We start from the raw sequence: 14,135 nt of genomic DNA, 5'->3' as shown, positions 1-14,135 counted from the left end.
CTCTGGCCTACAGCTTCATATTGACGTTCATGTTGTAGATGATCCACACCGAGCCGGCGATAAGAATCAAGACAACGATAGCAGTAAACATCAGTGACACTAAGTTCCAGCGACCATCGGAAGTTTTCACTTCCATATGTAGGAAGTACTTAAAGTGCACAAAGATTTGTACCAAAGCACAGCCGAACAGAACAACATATGTCATCGTGTCAGGCAGCGATTGCGTCCAAACAAAGTAGAACGGAATCACGGTCAAAATCAGAGATGCAACGAAACCTTTAACGTAATCCGACGCACCCGTTTCCAGATGTTGATCCATTACATAACCCCCAACAGATAAACGATGGTGAAGACACAGATCCAAACAATGTCTAGGAAGTGCCAAAACAGACTCAGGCAGTTAAAGCGCATCGCCATATTGTCGTTTAGGCCTTTCGTCGCCAGTTGGTGATAGCACACCGCCAGCCAAATAAGACCAAACGTCACGTGCAGGCCATGAGTGCCCACTAGCGTGAAGAACGCAGACAAAAATGCGCTCGCCTGTGGGCCGTAGCCCTCAGCAATCAGGTGATGGAACTCGTACACTTCCATGCCGATAAAGCCAAGCCCGAGCAAGAACGTCACTTGCAACCAACGCTTTAAGCCCGCGACATCTTTGCGTTTCATCGCAATCATGCCAAAGCCAAATGTGATACTACTGAACAGCAGCAGCATGGTTTCAACGAACACAAATGGCAGTTCGAAAATATCTTTACCTGTCGGCCCGCTAATCGAGCCGCTTTCTAGTACTGCGTAAGTCGCAAACAGGGTCGCAAACAGTACGCAGTCACTCATCAGGTAAACCCAGAAACCAAACAGTTTGTTGCCGCTGGTATCGTGGTGATCATGATCGTGAGAGGCGATGTTAGCTTGCATACGTCACCTCCAGATCGTCTTTCTTATTATCATCTTGCACAGGTTTTTTATTCGCTTCTTCAAACTGAGCACGGCGCTCAGCTTCAATCGCTTTTATCTCTTCGACTTCAACGTAGTAGTCCACGTCATCGTTGTAGCTATGTTGAATACAGGTCACGATGATGCCGACGAAACTCGCTGCTGCCAGCCACCAGATGTACCAAATCATCGCAAAACCAAATACCAGCGCCCATGCAGACACATAAATACCTGTTGGCGTGTTCTTCGGCATATGGATGCGTTCGTATTCCACTTCTTTGGTTGGGTCGAACTCACCGCTCTGCTTCTGATACCAGAATGCGTCTAGCTCGTCGCCTTTTGGTAAATGCGCAAAGTTGTAGAATGGCGGAGGTGAAGACGTCGCCCATTCAAAGGTACGGCCACCCCATGGGTCACCGGTCAGATCACGATTCTGTTCGCGATCACGGATACTGACGTAAATTTGAATGAACTGGCATACCACACCCATCGCAATCACAGCAGTACCTGCCGCCGCAACAGCCAATAGAGGGAAATACTCTGGGTTAATGTCTTGGCTCAAACGACGAGTCATACCCATAAAGCCCAATGCGTACAATGGCAGGAAAGCCATCAGGAAACCGACAATCCAAAGATAGAAGGCCCGCTTGCCCCACGCTTCGTTCATCGTGAAACCCGTCGCTTTAGGGAACCAGTAAGTGATTGCCGCAAAGCAACCAAACACCACACCACCGATGATGACGTTATGGAAGTGCGCGATCAGGAATACTGAGTTGTGAAGAACAAAGTCAGCACCCGGAACTGCCATCAATACGCCTGTCATACCACCGACAGTAAAGGTGATCAGGAAGCCCACCGTCCACATCATTGGTGTAGTAAAGCGGATGCGGCCTTTGTACATGGTGAACAACCAGTTGAAAATCTTCACCCCAGTTGGGATGGAAATGATCATGGTTGCGATACCGAAGAAGGCGTTAACGTTCGCACCCGATCCCATAGTGAAGAAGTGGTGCAGCCATACGACAAACGCCAGAATAGTAATCACTACCGTTGCCCACACCAATGAAGTGTACCCAAACAATTTCTTGCGAGAGAAAGTCGCGGTCACTTCCGAGAACACACCAAAAATTGGCAGGATCAGGATATACACCTCAGGGTGACCCCATGCCCAAATCAAGTTGACGTACATCATCACGTTGCCGCCAAGATCATTGGTGAAGAAATGGAATCCGAGGTATCGATCCAGTGTCAGCAAAGCAATCGTGACTGTTAGGATTGGGAACGAGATGATGATAAGGATGTTGGCACATAGAGACGCCCAAGTGAACACTGGCATCTTCATCATTGGCATAGACGGAGTACGCATACGCAAGATGGTGGCGAAGAAGTTCACCCCTGTCAGCGTGGTACCAACACCAGATATCTGCAAAGCCCATATCCAATAATCGACCCCAACTCCTGGGCTAGCATCTATCCCCGACAGAGGCGGATACGCTAACCAGCCAGTACGACCAAATTCACCTAAACCAAGCGACATATTGGTCAGAATCACACCAACAATAAACAACCAGAAACTGAGGTTGTTCAAATAGGGGAAGGCGACATCACGAGCACCAATCTGCAATGGAACAATGATGTTCATCAGGCCGATCACCAGAGGCATCGCGACGAAGAAAATCATGATCACACCGTGCGCGGTGAAAATCTGGTCATAGTGATGAGGCGGTAGGTAACCCGCTTCTCCTGCAGAAGATAGTAACTGCTGACTGCGCATCATCACCGCATCGGCAAATCCGCGTATCAGCATTACCATCGCAACTGCGATATACATAAAGCCAAGCTTTTTGTGGTCTACTGACGTAAACCATTCGTTCCACAGGTACTGCCATTTCCCTGCTTTGGTCACCGCGCCAACCACTGCCAAGCCAACCAGAGCAACAATCGCTAAGGTGATGACAATGATGGGTTCGTGGTATGGAATTGAATCGAGAGTTAATCTTCCAAACATTACGATTGTCCTTGGTTTTCAGGCAAACAGTTCATTGAACCAGGATGCTGGGTCACGACATCAGTAAACAAAAACGGCGGAACACTGGAGAACAGCGTCACTGGCTCAGCGACACTTGGCGCTGCCAGAGAGCGGAATTGCTCCCAGTCTTCGATGCGATCTGGGCTGGCTTTGACCTTCTGCACCCAGTTCAGGAATGCGGCGCGATCAGGCATAGCCGACGCAGTAAACTTCATCTGCGAGAAACCTTCGCCGCTATAGTTAGAAGCAAAACCTTTGTAATCGCCTTCATGGTTAGCAATCAGGTTGAGCTTGGTCACCATGCCCGGCATCGCGTAGATCTGCGTCCCGAGGCGTGGGATAAAGAACGCGTTCATAATGTTGTCTGACGTCAGTTTGAAATTGACTGGCACATCTTTTGGAAACGCAACATAGTTAACCGTTGCAATGTGTTCTTCTGGATAGATGAACAACCATTTCCAGTCGAGTGACACCACTTCAATCGTCATGGGTTTCACATCACTTACCAGAGGCTTAGAAGGCTCCAGTTCATGCGTTGAACGCCATGTAATGGTGGCAAGAATCCCGATGATGATGATCGGAATCGTCCATACCACCACTTCGATCTTGGTCGAATGAGCCCATTCGGGCGCATACTCTTCGTCGGTGTTGGTCGCTCGGTATCGGTAGGCGAAGTAAATCGTCATCAGAATCACGGGGATCACAACGATCAACATCAGCAACAGAGCAGTAATAATCAGCTCTTTTTCCTGGACACCAATAGCCCCTTTCGGGTCAAGCAAAGCAGAATTGCATCCTGAGAGCAGCAGAATGGCGATCACCAAACTTGCCCTCGACAAGATGCGTTTATATCTTGAGGCTTCCATTAACTTTCTCGATGTTTGTCCGGTTGCAGGGCAATGCCTGAAGGCCGGTTGTTATAGTCATTAGAATGTTTATGTGTTGAGCATGTGCAACATCGAAAATCAAAGTGCCAGATCATCAACAGATACCCTGTAAAAAACCATGCTATTAACGTGGTTTAATTGTTACACTTTGAAATACAATGTTACATTCTGGGCATTATGCTTAGATCGACAATCAAGCTCATCTGTCGAACTTGGAAACTAACCTTTCATTTATGAAATTGAACCGTGAGTTTGCAGCGGATTACCTTCCACAACACCAATCACGTGCCACAGAAGAAAGCCCTGAAAAGTAAGGGATAGCTATAGGTTTGTCACTCAGAGAAATGTAGGTTGATTGAATGGCCTCCACCACCTCAATCAGCGCGATCTAAAAGCCTCAAAACGTGATCAAAGTCAAACAATGGAGATCACGTATTTTTTAAATGGTATTCATAGATAAAACAATTAATCGAACCGATCATTCCGTCGAGAAATAACTTTGACCCAACTGACAGGCCAAACGAAATGAGTTCAGGTATTGAAGAGATAGTCAGCCCCTGCGTTTAGGCAAAGCTGACGGGGAAATTCACAGACAATACGCCAGTTAAACCGCCTACCCTAACGCGGCGACTGAAAACAAAAAAGCCTCAGCAGTTGCTGAGGCTTTAGCAGGCAAAATGTTACTTGATCCCATACTTGGCGAGAATCTTATCGAACGTACCGTTAGACTTAATTTCCGCTAAACCCTTGTTGAACGCATCGATAATCTCTGCATGTTTGGGATTGGCTAAACCTGATGTGACATGCAATGGGTTGACCGAAAGCGCATTGCTGGTGAACTCAAAATCATCGAGGTTCATACCCGCTCCAGACAAGGTGGACTTAGCCACTAGCTCATCTTCCAAGGTCAAATCGATTCGCTTCGCCATAAGTTTTTTTGCGTTGGAGACTAAATCATTCGCTTCCGGTTTCTTGAAGTTAGAAGCGCCAAGAAAGTCATCGCCATAACCGTAGTTACGAATGATACCGACCGTTTTGCCCGACAAGCTATCCATACCGTTGTATTCGAAGTCATCGCCTTTACGTTTAATGAACTTCAGCGAGTTTTCCAAATAGGGGCCGCTATAATGCAGATAAGACGTCCTTTCGTTGGTAAACCACGTCGCGACTAACACATCTATACGTCCGCCTTTCACTTCATTGAGTGCACGCGTCCAAGGCATGATCTTAAAATCAACATCATGACCTTGAGATTTAAATGCCTCAGTAATAATTTCAACTGACACCCCGGGGCTGGCGCTATCTTTCTGCACAAAAGGTGCCCAAGGGTCCTGCGCTGCGGTAATCGTTGCCGTGTAGCCAGTTATTGAAAATAGGGCTGTGAAAGCCAGTAAAAGCAAATTTCTCATAACAAATCCTCTTTGAAACAACTTATGTACGGAATTTCGCCATATGGCTGGCGATACTCTGACTTAAGCCCAGAACTTCTTCTGTTCTTTGTGCATTTTGGGTCGCGCCAGAAGACACTTCATTGGTCGCTTCCGATGCTTCTACAATCGCTTGGCTGATTTCCTCTACAGCCATTCTTTGTTCATCGGTTGCCTGAGAAATCTGTCCACTGCGGTCCGAGATAATCGTGATCAAACTCTGTACTTCACTAACCGAGCTTTGAGAATCGCTAACCCGTGAAGCGGTAGACTCCAGCAAGGTTGCAATCCGAGTCAGTTCATCCTCAACCGATTTGGTTGCGACGCCTAACGCGGTAATGTTCTTTTGAATCTGCTCGGTAGACTGGCTAGTTTTCACTGCCAAGTTACGCACCTCATCCGCCACCACAGCGAATCCTCGTCCCTGCTCGCCAGCACGAGCCGCCTCTATGGCAGCATTCAGCGCCAGCAGGTTGGTTTGCTCAGAGATATCGTTGATCACGTTCAATACTGTTGTGATCTTGTCGCCCTCTTCAATCAATATGTGCATCTCAGCATTCACATGGTTCATTTCCTCACGCATATTGATGATGTCGTTGGCTGAGTTTTCGATCGCCTCATTAACACTGGCGGCTAAACCTGTGGCGGCCTGTGCTTGATCAGCGGTTTCTGACGCCGTGTCAGCAACCGTCGCCACTGATTGGTTCAACTCCGTAGCCGCTGCTGCCACCGTGGCGAGTTGGTGTTCTTGAGAGCTCAGCTTTTCGGCATTGGCGCGTGCCGTTGCACCATTTGCCGACGCCTTCTCTCCTAACGCTTCTGAGGATTGATTGACATCTTGAACGATAACTCTCAAAGACTCAGTAAAACTGTTGATGCCGTTGGTAATAGCGTCGAATTCTCGATATTTGGCCGGGGCAAGTTTGTTGGTGAGGTCACCATCTCCTGACGCTAAATCCTTGATCACCTCCGTTAATTGGGAGATCGGCCTTAATACGGTAATCGAAAGCACAACTATAATGACGATAGATATAATGATATCGAGAACAAGCAACTCAATGATGTTGGTTTGCAAAGAGTCCGCTAATTTGGCATCCATGGCGTGGGTATCGTAATAGACGGTGACTTCGCCGACGCTATTCTCTTCACCGTAATCGACAAACGTTAGAGGCGTCGTTTGGCTGTTTTCATCGGTGTAGGCCTGCTTGTCGGTCACGTCAATCAGTTGTTTATCCTCACCTTCTCCCGTCTGGGTGAGAAACAACAGCTCACTGCCTTGCGCATCAATGAGTTTGATCGCAGATATCTCGGGCAGATCCAACTCTGCCGACATCGCCACTTTTGCCGTATCTAAATCAAAATCCCACACCGCTTTTGGTAAACTGATTGACATCCGTTGGCTAGTGTTTTGCACATTAATCACTAGCTCTTGATGCAAGTTACCTTTGAAGTTTTGATATTTAATAAATGCTGAGACCAGCAATACCAGCGTCAAAGCGACAATAACTTGGACTAAAAATACTACCTTTAACCTTTTCAAAACTTGCCCCTTATGATTTTCGGCAGTTAATAAAAAAGTAGTAAGTGATTAATCAATTATCAAATTAAACTTTAAATGAGATGCTAATCACATTATTTCATATATAAAGATCGTCATTCGGTAAAAATTGAATGTCAGAACAGAAAAACTGACAAGCCTGATTATGCCTAGACTCACTTGTCAATGATCAGTTTGTCTAGATGAATAGCTACTGACTTCAATCAGGTTGCTATCAGGGTCAAGAATTAAACCGAGGCTTGAATATCTGAGACAGTAAGAACAATGTGGTCAATATGGCTAATCATCTAACCTCCTTATCTAATCCTACCCTGACTGAATACAATCACTGAGCTATACCAATGAACGGTAGACACAAACCTTACGTTGTTCACCGTGTATCTCAACCATCCGGTCTTCGCGGTACTCAATCCCCAGTTTTTCAATTACAGATTTTGAACGCTGGTTACACACTAAATGCTGAACTTCAATCTCGACCAGATTCAGGTGCTGTTTGGCATACTCAATTAAGGCTTGGGAGGCTTCAAACGCAATGCCTTTGCCCCAATAAGGTGTGCCTAACCAATAACCCAGAATGCCAACACCTTGTCTGAGTGTTGGAAGGCTGACAGCACCGATGATGTCATCACACCCTTTGATCGTGATGGCAAAAACCACGGCCGTTTGCTCGGCAAAATGATGACAATGGGTCTTGATCCATTCCACTGCCATATTCGATTCGTAAGGGTGAGGAATATTCGCCGTCATCTCAGCGATGACTTTTTCTCCCGCTAAGAGCGCAACCCTCTCGCTGTCTGATAAACGAAAGGGTCTTAGTACTAATCTGTGTGTTTCTATATTAGGTTGCATTACATACCTTGGTTTACAGTGTAAAAATGACCAGTGTGAAGCTATTGTTCACCAAGCCCTACTTGAGTGTTAAGAGTCATAGTGAGCTCAGAAATAGACTCTTGATCAATTCGATAATAATCCGTCATTTCGCCAACAATTTGAAAGCCATGTTTGAGATAAAGATTTTTGGCGGCAAGATTGACTGATAGCACATTTAAATCAAGCCAGATGATCTGCTCGTGGTGCTGACAAAACTCGAGCACAGATTGGATTAACCGACTGCCGAGTCCCATTTTTCGGCACTCTTTCTCTACGCCCATCCCCAGCCTAACCCGATGGGAGCAATACGCTTCCATATAGCGTCGAAGGTCAATGTGGCCGCAAATCTTCCCCTGTACGTCCTTCGCGAGCCACAGTGGCCTCCACCCAATATCTGAAAACTCAGCACCCACTCCGTCGATAAACTTCTGCTGTGTTTGAGTCGGAATAGTCGTGTTATTACGAGATAAAGGTTGAAAAAGTGGCGTGCCATTGACACCGTTTTCTCTAAGTTGACGTTCAAGGTAAGTAAAAAAGTCAGGTAAGTCAGCCGTTTCAGCCTGAACAATGGATATCTGCATCTGGGTATTTTTCGCAAGTAAATCGGTTATAGCTTCAGTTTGAAGCCCTCTTGGCTGGGTATAAAACCCAGTTTTTGCTTATTTCTCTAGCTCTCTAGCTCTCTAGTTCTTTCGCAATGCGTTCTATCCTCACTAACTCCCAAAGCGACACACTGGTGACCAGTTCGATCAAATCATCTTCCTCTCAACATGAATTAACGGACGAGCTAAGGATAAGCGACAGTATCAGACGCTATGCAACAACACGAGTTCGTTGAGTTAAAAACGTGCCTCAGGTAGGAAGTCTTATCAATAAACACGGGCCCGCAAGTTGTGTGGCAACAGCAGAAGGTGCTTAAAGGAAGAACCAAACGGAGTCGTTGCGAGCAATGTGCATTCCAAATGAGACAATACAGCCGATGTTGTAACCAGCAGGGCTTTTGCTGTATCTCGAGTGCTGAATAAAAAAGCCATTTCTTCGCAGAAATGGCTTTAGGCTACCTCACCAACCCGCTCTGGGTTAGTTTGGGTCGTCCAACGATTTTTCTAGTGGTTTAGGCGCTAGTACTAGGGTGGGTTGCTTCTCAATCCAATCCCTAACCCACTGCTTACGCTTGTCTTGATCGTATTTCTTCCATATTTCTGCCGCCGATTTATCGACGCCATCACTGCAAGATTCTTTGCTGACTAACCACGGCATGTCGCCAAAATAGTGTTCATCGGCCGTCCCGATCTCGGCAAGAGAAGGAACACAAATCACCAAATCACGGTGTTTGTCGTAATCTTCGCCTCCCACTAAACCGACCTGTTTAAGGTGAGCCACCGACAGCTCAGGAGAACCACTATTATAGATAGAGTTGCTCGGTTGAATCACTTGACCAAACGGCCTTAAGCCCTTGAGATTAAGCCCAGTGGGAGAAACATACCCGAGTTCGAAACGCATGCAATACACCACATAGTCTTTACCCCGAGACAAATCATTCTCTGCCTTTAAGCGCTTAATCGCTTGATCTAAAAACCCTTGCAGAGAAGGCATCTCGTTAAGGCTATCTACTTCGGCTGAGGCGCTAAATGCCCACTGCCCCGCATGGTGTGTAAACCCTCCAACATGATGCATCTTGGTAAAATAGATCGGCCCTTTCACCTTCTCATCATAACCATCGAGCTCCATTTGCATACACATATTCACCGATTTCCAATCCATCTCGAGGCGTTGGTAGGTGTCTTTTTCGTGGTTTTCACCCAACAGCAGCATGTAGATTGAGGCTGGATCTTCTTTACCTCGATTTCCCCACCTGAATCCATCACGCATAATATTGTCGGCGGATTGATACCACTTAGGCTCATTGAAAAAGTTCAACCCAGAGACTTGGGTTTCGATAGCCACCACCTGCTGTTTAATGCCATGAAGCACAGGGATAGTATTTTTGCTGCCTTCCTCGCTGCGCAGAGTAAAACTTTCTAGCAGTAAATCCCTTTCAAGTAGCTTGAGGTGCTTGTCACCGACACGGGTTTGCAGCAAGACAGATTTTTTCTCTGTGGTGAGCACACCCACCTGAATTTCGTTTTCTTCATTGTTCGCTTCGCCTTGCTCAAAAACCAGAGGAAGATAAAACGCACTCTTGCCATCTTTTTGTCTGATTGCCATAGAGTAACGCATATTTCTGAAGCCACCCGCCCCCACATAGCGGGTAAAGGAATCGGAATCACCGTAGTTAAACGCGGCGTGAGGACCAGAGGTCAGGGGCCCAAGCAGCGTATCGGTCAACAACAATCGCGCTTTTGATGTGATGGGTTTGAGCCCATCAAGCATCACTTCACCGAAGCGATAACAAGGCGTATGCTCTATCGCAATAAGCACTCCGTCATCATCCAACTGGTGATCACGATAATAGCGTTTAATATCATCATTCAGCTCAAAGTCACTGGCCTTCATCGGCAACATCCAATCACTGAATGCAGGGCCCTGAATATTGTAGCCGTCGACCCTATCGTAACCTATGGTCACCATACACGGTGTATCGTATTCCGATTTGAGTATTATCTGCACTTTGACTTTGTCGTATGGGCCAATATGCGCATGCTCGGCTTGTTGAATCCAATCCCGATAGGTTAACCACGCAGGCTTATCTTGTGGTGTTTGGGCCGCCGATTGAATCAATACTCGACAGTAACCGATAGCCTCTTGCTTCAATTCATACACTTGCGGGTTAAACGACTGAGAAAAGTGTTTAAACAAAGACTCTTCAGCATGGTCGTAGAGGGTGGTTTGCACCGGGAACACACGGTTGAAAGCACCCGAGGCTTTTGAATCACTGGCTAGGGGGCTATAACTGTAGGGGTGAAAACCCGCTAAAGCGTCGCTTCGCCTTGGCAGTGGCATGCCTCTGCTGCCATCGGGCATATTCTTAAGCAGCTTATCATAGTACTCATCGTCACAACGATTTTTCCAGTCGGCCGCTAAGGTGGTGCCCTTGATGGTGTTCACAGACCAATTGTCGCTAAGTATATAGTGCTCGATGTATTGCTGAACTTGGTATCGTTCAACCAAGTTTTCAAATCTTTCGTCAGAACGGTGCTTCGCTCTCACCCCGAGATCGGCCAAGAGTAATATCAAGCCGTTCATCGCCAATGCTCTGAGTTGGTAGCGTTTTAACAACTCTTTCTGTGCCTTCTCACTATCAAGGTAGGCAACCAACTCTTTATAAGTGTGACAGCTGAACTCTAGGTCAATATTGGTATTGCGCAGCTTTGCCAACAACTCCATATGAATCTTAGACAAACGCTCTAACTCTCGAACCACATCGTGCTTTTGGTTGAGATCGGTAAAGAAGGAATCTAAAAAGGCATTGTCGATGAACTTAATCGCCGAGGTCAGTGCCTTATTGGCTTCTGTAATTAGCAAAACGCCTCGCGCGACGGGAGCAATAACGGGAAGGTAAGAAGCAACATCAACAACCCCTTCAAAGATTGCCTTGCGCAACTCAACTTCGGCTTTGTCTTCGTCCGTCATGGCGCTTTCCACCGCCAACCGAGAGCGCTCCATCGCTTGTGAACCATAGCGGCTCGGGTGAAACACCACATCCAATGATGACATATAGATGCGAATCTCTACGCGACGGTTTTGGCGCAGATTAGGGTTATTGCGATCGATGCTTTCGCCTTTTTTCGGGATATAGATCGGCTCACTCTCACCAAACACAGCCAGAGAGATCCTATCTTTAAACACATCGGATTTCTCCAGTAGCTGCTTGGCATAATTAGCCCGCTCCGCCGCGACCTTCATATTGGCTTCTTCGCTGTCAACCTGACAGGCGTGGCCTTCAATTTCAACCCTTAAGTTAGACTCACTTTCCAGCACCTCAGCCAAGGCGCTGGCGAGCTCAACAAACACCGGCTCATTGTGTTCAAGCTCACTTTTTCGGGAGTTAAAACTAAACTCAATTTTAATCCCTGCACCACGACGGTTATTGACCATGGTCGCGGCAATATCACTGTTGCCCGCTCTAGCTTTTTCCAGCGCTTGCTCGATCTTTTGTTGCTGATAGTCGCGGCTGGTGTTCCAAACCGGGATCTTGTCCAAATAGTCATAAGCGACTTCGCCTATGTCTTGCTTGGTCTCTTTGGCCTTTTGCGCCATTTCAACAACCGTTTTGCCCTTGGTGTACAAATCAGCAACGCTGCCGATGGTCCCTATCACGTTAAGGCCTAATGTGGCTCCGCCACTCAACCAAGCCTCTACGACTCGACCAGCGACCACGCGTCGTGCACCCAGCCGAGATTCAATCGCCGACGATAAGCCTTGTGCCAAGGCGGTTTGTTGATCAAACACCTTAGCGGTAAACAGGGCTTTCAAACCCACATTGGCAGTGGCAGGGTTTTGCAAACTGCGTAAGTTATCTAACGCCTCTTTGGTACTGTAGACACCATAATAGAGCTCACCAGCCGCTTGCATTGCATCGGGCAGCTCCGATTTGACCGCGTCCCAATACAGCTTGGAGACATTGTTCAGTACTGCTTGTCTTCCGTCCTCGCCTAAGGTTTGTTGCAAACTGCCGCTCATTAACCCCGCGCCGAGCTCCACCGATGCATCGCGGATGTCTTTAAGCAGGGCGATGCTGCGCGCCGCTGGGGTCGTGGCCGCTTGGCCTTGGGCGTTACCCGTTAGGTAGTGCTTCATATGGGTAAAGTACTGCGGATACTGATACATCAGCGACTCTTCAAGAGAGATCATATCACCGCTCACAATGGCAAACTGACCTAGAGGGGTTTGGGAAGAAAAGGTGATTTTTTCACGCAGTTCATAAGTGTAAATGGTATCAGCACCGTCTTGATAACTTTCTATATTTGCCCGTTTAATAAAATCGGGAATCTCTTTCATTAGATTAGGGTTGAATTCTATCCTAATGCTGTATAGCCCTTCTTCAAACTCAGCCGGGTCTAGATGAAATAGTGCGCATGGGTATTGCTTAGCATCCTCAGCCAGTTCATTTTTCGGCAGCGCGGCTTGAACACTCGGACCAATTGGCACATATTCCCCCACTTCGGTGCCCGCTTGTTTGGTAACCTGAAACTTATACAGGCTGACGAGAGCACCGGCGTAGCCTTTATCTGAAAACACCACCGCGCAACTGGCAACTACCGGTAAAACAAACCCTTCAAGCGGCTGCTTGGCAGCGCTTACTGTTTGGTGCCAGGCATTGTAGGCTTGCTGATCGGCCGTTAGTTGGCCGCTGGCATCGCGGCTATAGGGCGGTGCAAGCTGAGCTGGGCTAATCGCGGTTAGGGTCAGTTCGGCCTCACTGTTACCTAACGCATTGCCCAGCTGAGTGATTTTGGCACTAAGCTCTTTGGCGCTTAAATCTGCCAGTGAAGCGAGCAGTGGCAGCGGCGGAAAGCGAAAGCGATATTGGCGTTGTTCGCTCTTAGCGATCGGGGAACCTAGCACATGAATCGGTGATTCGGGTTTAAGCGCTTCATATACCCCGTGCTCATCGGGCTGACCATTGTTAATTTGGCTGAGTTTAAAGTCATGCCGGGTGGCCCAAAGCTCGGGCTTGTCACTATCGGTGACATTTAACAGCGGCACCCGAGCCAGCGGGCGCACATTGGTGATCTCTTGGTTCTCGATTAAGCTGGTTTCAGCATGCCAGGTTGGGTATGTTGTTTTGTTAGTTTTCTGATCCAGCTTTCCTTTAAAATAGACACCAAATAGATAGTAATTGGCTGGCAATGGGATGGCTTTATCGACTGGAGAAGTGCTCATAATGTCTCTCCTTTAACAAAATCGCCATTATTGGCAAAAGCGTTATACAGAGAAGACCCTTGAGATAGGTGGCCTGTACCTATTTGCTTCCATTTCTGATAGGTAACCAGTTTTTTATCTGGAGAAAGTTTACTTAAAAGAACTCTGGCAGCCCCATCTCGGATATAGTTAGCATCTTTACCCAGTATCTCGAAATAGCGGAGTTCTCCCATCGCTCGAGGGATAATTTCTTCCGATTGAAACGTTTGATTTTTCACATCAATTAAAAAACGGTATTTTCGGCTTTCACCCCAGACATAGTTTCCGTTAGGACTAATACTTCTTTTATGAAACTCATAATCTTGAAGATTATCCTCGTCTGCGTTAACTCCAACACCAAATAGAAATTGGTCTTTGGCCTCATCATAGACAGCTACACCAAACTCATTAGCCACCACACGTCGACCATTATAAATCGTCGCGTACTCATTAAACTCGGTATCGACTTGCTGCTTTTCACCGCTGTTTAAGGTGTATTTCCAGTCTTTAAATTGGTCGACATAGTAGAGGTAGCTACTGTCTTCAGCCCATAAAAATTCTGGATAGCCCCGTGAGCGGCCCAGCTC

General features: G+C 47.1%; 9 protein-coding genes and 1 pseudogene. All 10 read right to left on the bottom strand.

The window, feature by feature from the left end; all coding sequences use genetic code 11:
* Positions 1–7 precede the first annotated feature (7 nt).
* Positions 8–319, bottom strand: a complete 312-nt coding sequence (cyoD, locus tag TW84_RS01985; protein WP_045974002.1) for a cytochrome o ubiquinol oxidase subunit IV — start codon at positions 317–319, stop codon at positions 8–10.
* The gene (cyoC, locus tag TW84_RS01980) at positions 319–915 is read right to left on the bottom strand and encodes a cytochrome o ubiquinol oxidase subunit III (RefSeq protein WP_045974001.1); all 597 of its coding nucleotides are present in this window, start codon (positions 913–915) and stop codon (positions 319–321) included. The genes cyoD and cyoC overlap by 1 nt, the downstream gene beginning before the upstream one ends.
* A complete protein-coding gene (gene cyoB / locus TW84_RS01975; protein ID WP_045974000.1) occupies positions 905–2,941 on the bottom strand; it encodes a cytochrome o ubiquinol oxidase subunit I in 2,037 nt (678 codons plus the stop codon). Before cyoB ends, cyoC begins: the two co-directional genes overlap by 11 nt.
* Entirely contained in the window at positions 2,941–3,828 is an 888-nt protein-coding gene (gene cyoA, locus TW84_RS01970; protein ID WP_084720174.1) for a ubiquinol oxidase subunit II, read from the bottom strand. Before cyoA ends, cyoB begins: the two co-directional genes overlap by 1 nt.
* 701 nt (positions 3,829–4,529) lie before the next feature.
* Positions 4,530–5,258: a transporter substrate-binding domain-containing protein gene (locus TW84_RS01965; protein ID WP_045973999.1), complete on the bottom strand. Its 729-nt coding sequence runs from the start codon at positions 5,256–5,258 to the stop codon at positions 4,530–4,532.
* 22 nt (positions 5,259–5,280) lie between these two features.
* On the bottom strand, positions 5,281–6,816 hold the full coding sequence (locus TW84_RS01960; RefSeq protein ID WP_045973998.1) for a methyl-accepting chemotaxis protein: 1,536 nt from the start codon (positions 6,814–6,816) through the stop codon (positions 5,281–5,283).
* A 351-nt stretch (positions 6,817–7,167) separates the two neighbouring features.
* Complete coding sequence (locus TW84_RS01955) at positions 7,168–7,683, bottom strand: GNAT family N-acetyltransferase (RefSeq protein ID WP_084720173.1); 516 nt, start codon at positions 7,681–7,683, stop codon at positions 7,168–7,170.
* 41 nt (positions 7,684–7,724) lie between these two features.
* Complete coding sequence (locus TW84_RS01950; protein WP_045974074.1) at positions 7,725–8,279, bottom strand: GNAT family N-acetyltransferase; 555 nt, start codon at positions 8,277–8,279, stop codon at positions 7,725–7,727.
* A 505-nt stretch (positions 8,280–8,784) separates the two neighbouring features.
* Complete coding sequence (locus TW84_RS01945; RefSeq protein WP_045973997.1) at positions 8,785–13,530, bottom strand: OmpA family protein; 4,746 nt, start codon at positions 13,528–13,530, stop codon at positions 8,785–8,787.
* Positions 13,527–14,135 (bottom strand): annotated as a pseudogene (locus tag TW84_RS24510) (Tricorn protease domain-containing protein); the annotation flags it as partial. The pseudogene TW84_RS24510 and the gene TW84_RS01945, both read right to left, overlap by 4 nt.

Source organism: Vibrio neptunius (genome assembly GCF_000967495.1).
GTDB classification, from domain to species: domain Bacteria; phylum Pseudomonadota; class Gammaproteobacteria; order Enterobacterales; family Vibrionaceae; genus Vibrio; species Vibrio neptunius.
The sequence above is the reverse complement of the archived record's forward strand: the minus strand, read 5'-3'. Positions and strand labels throughout refer to the sequence as shown.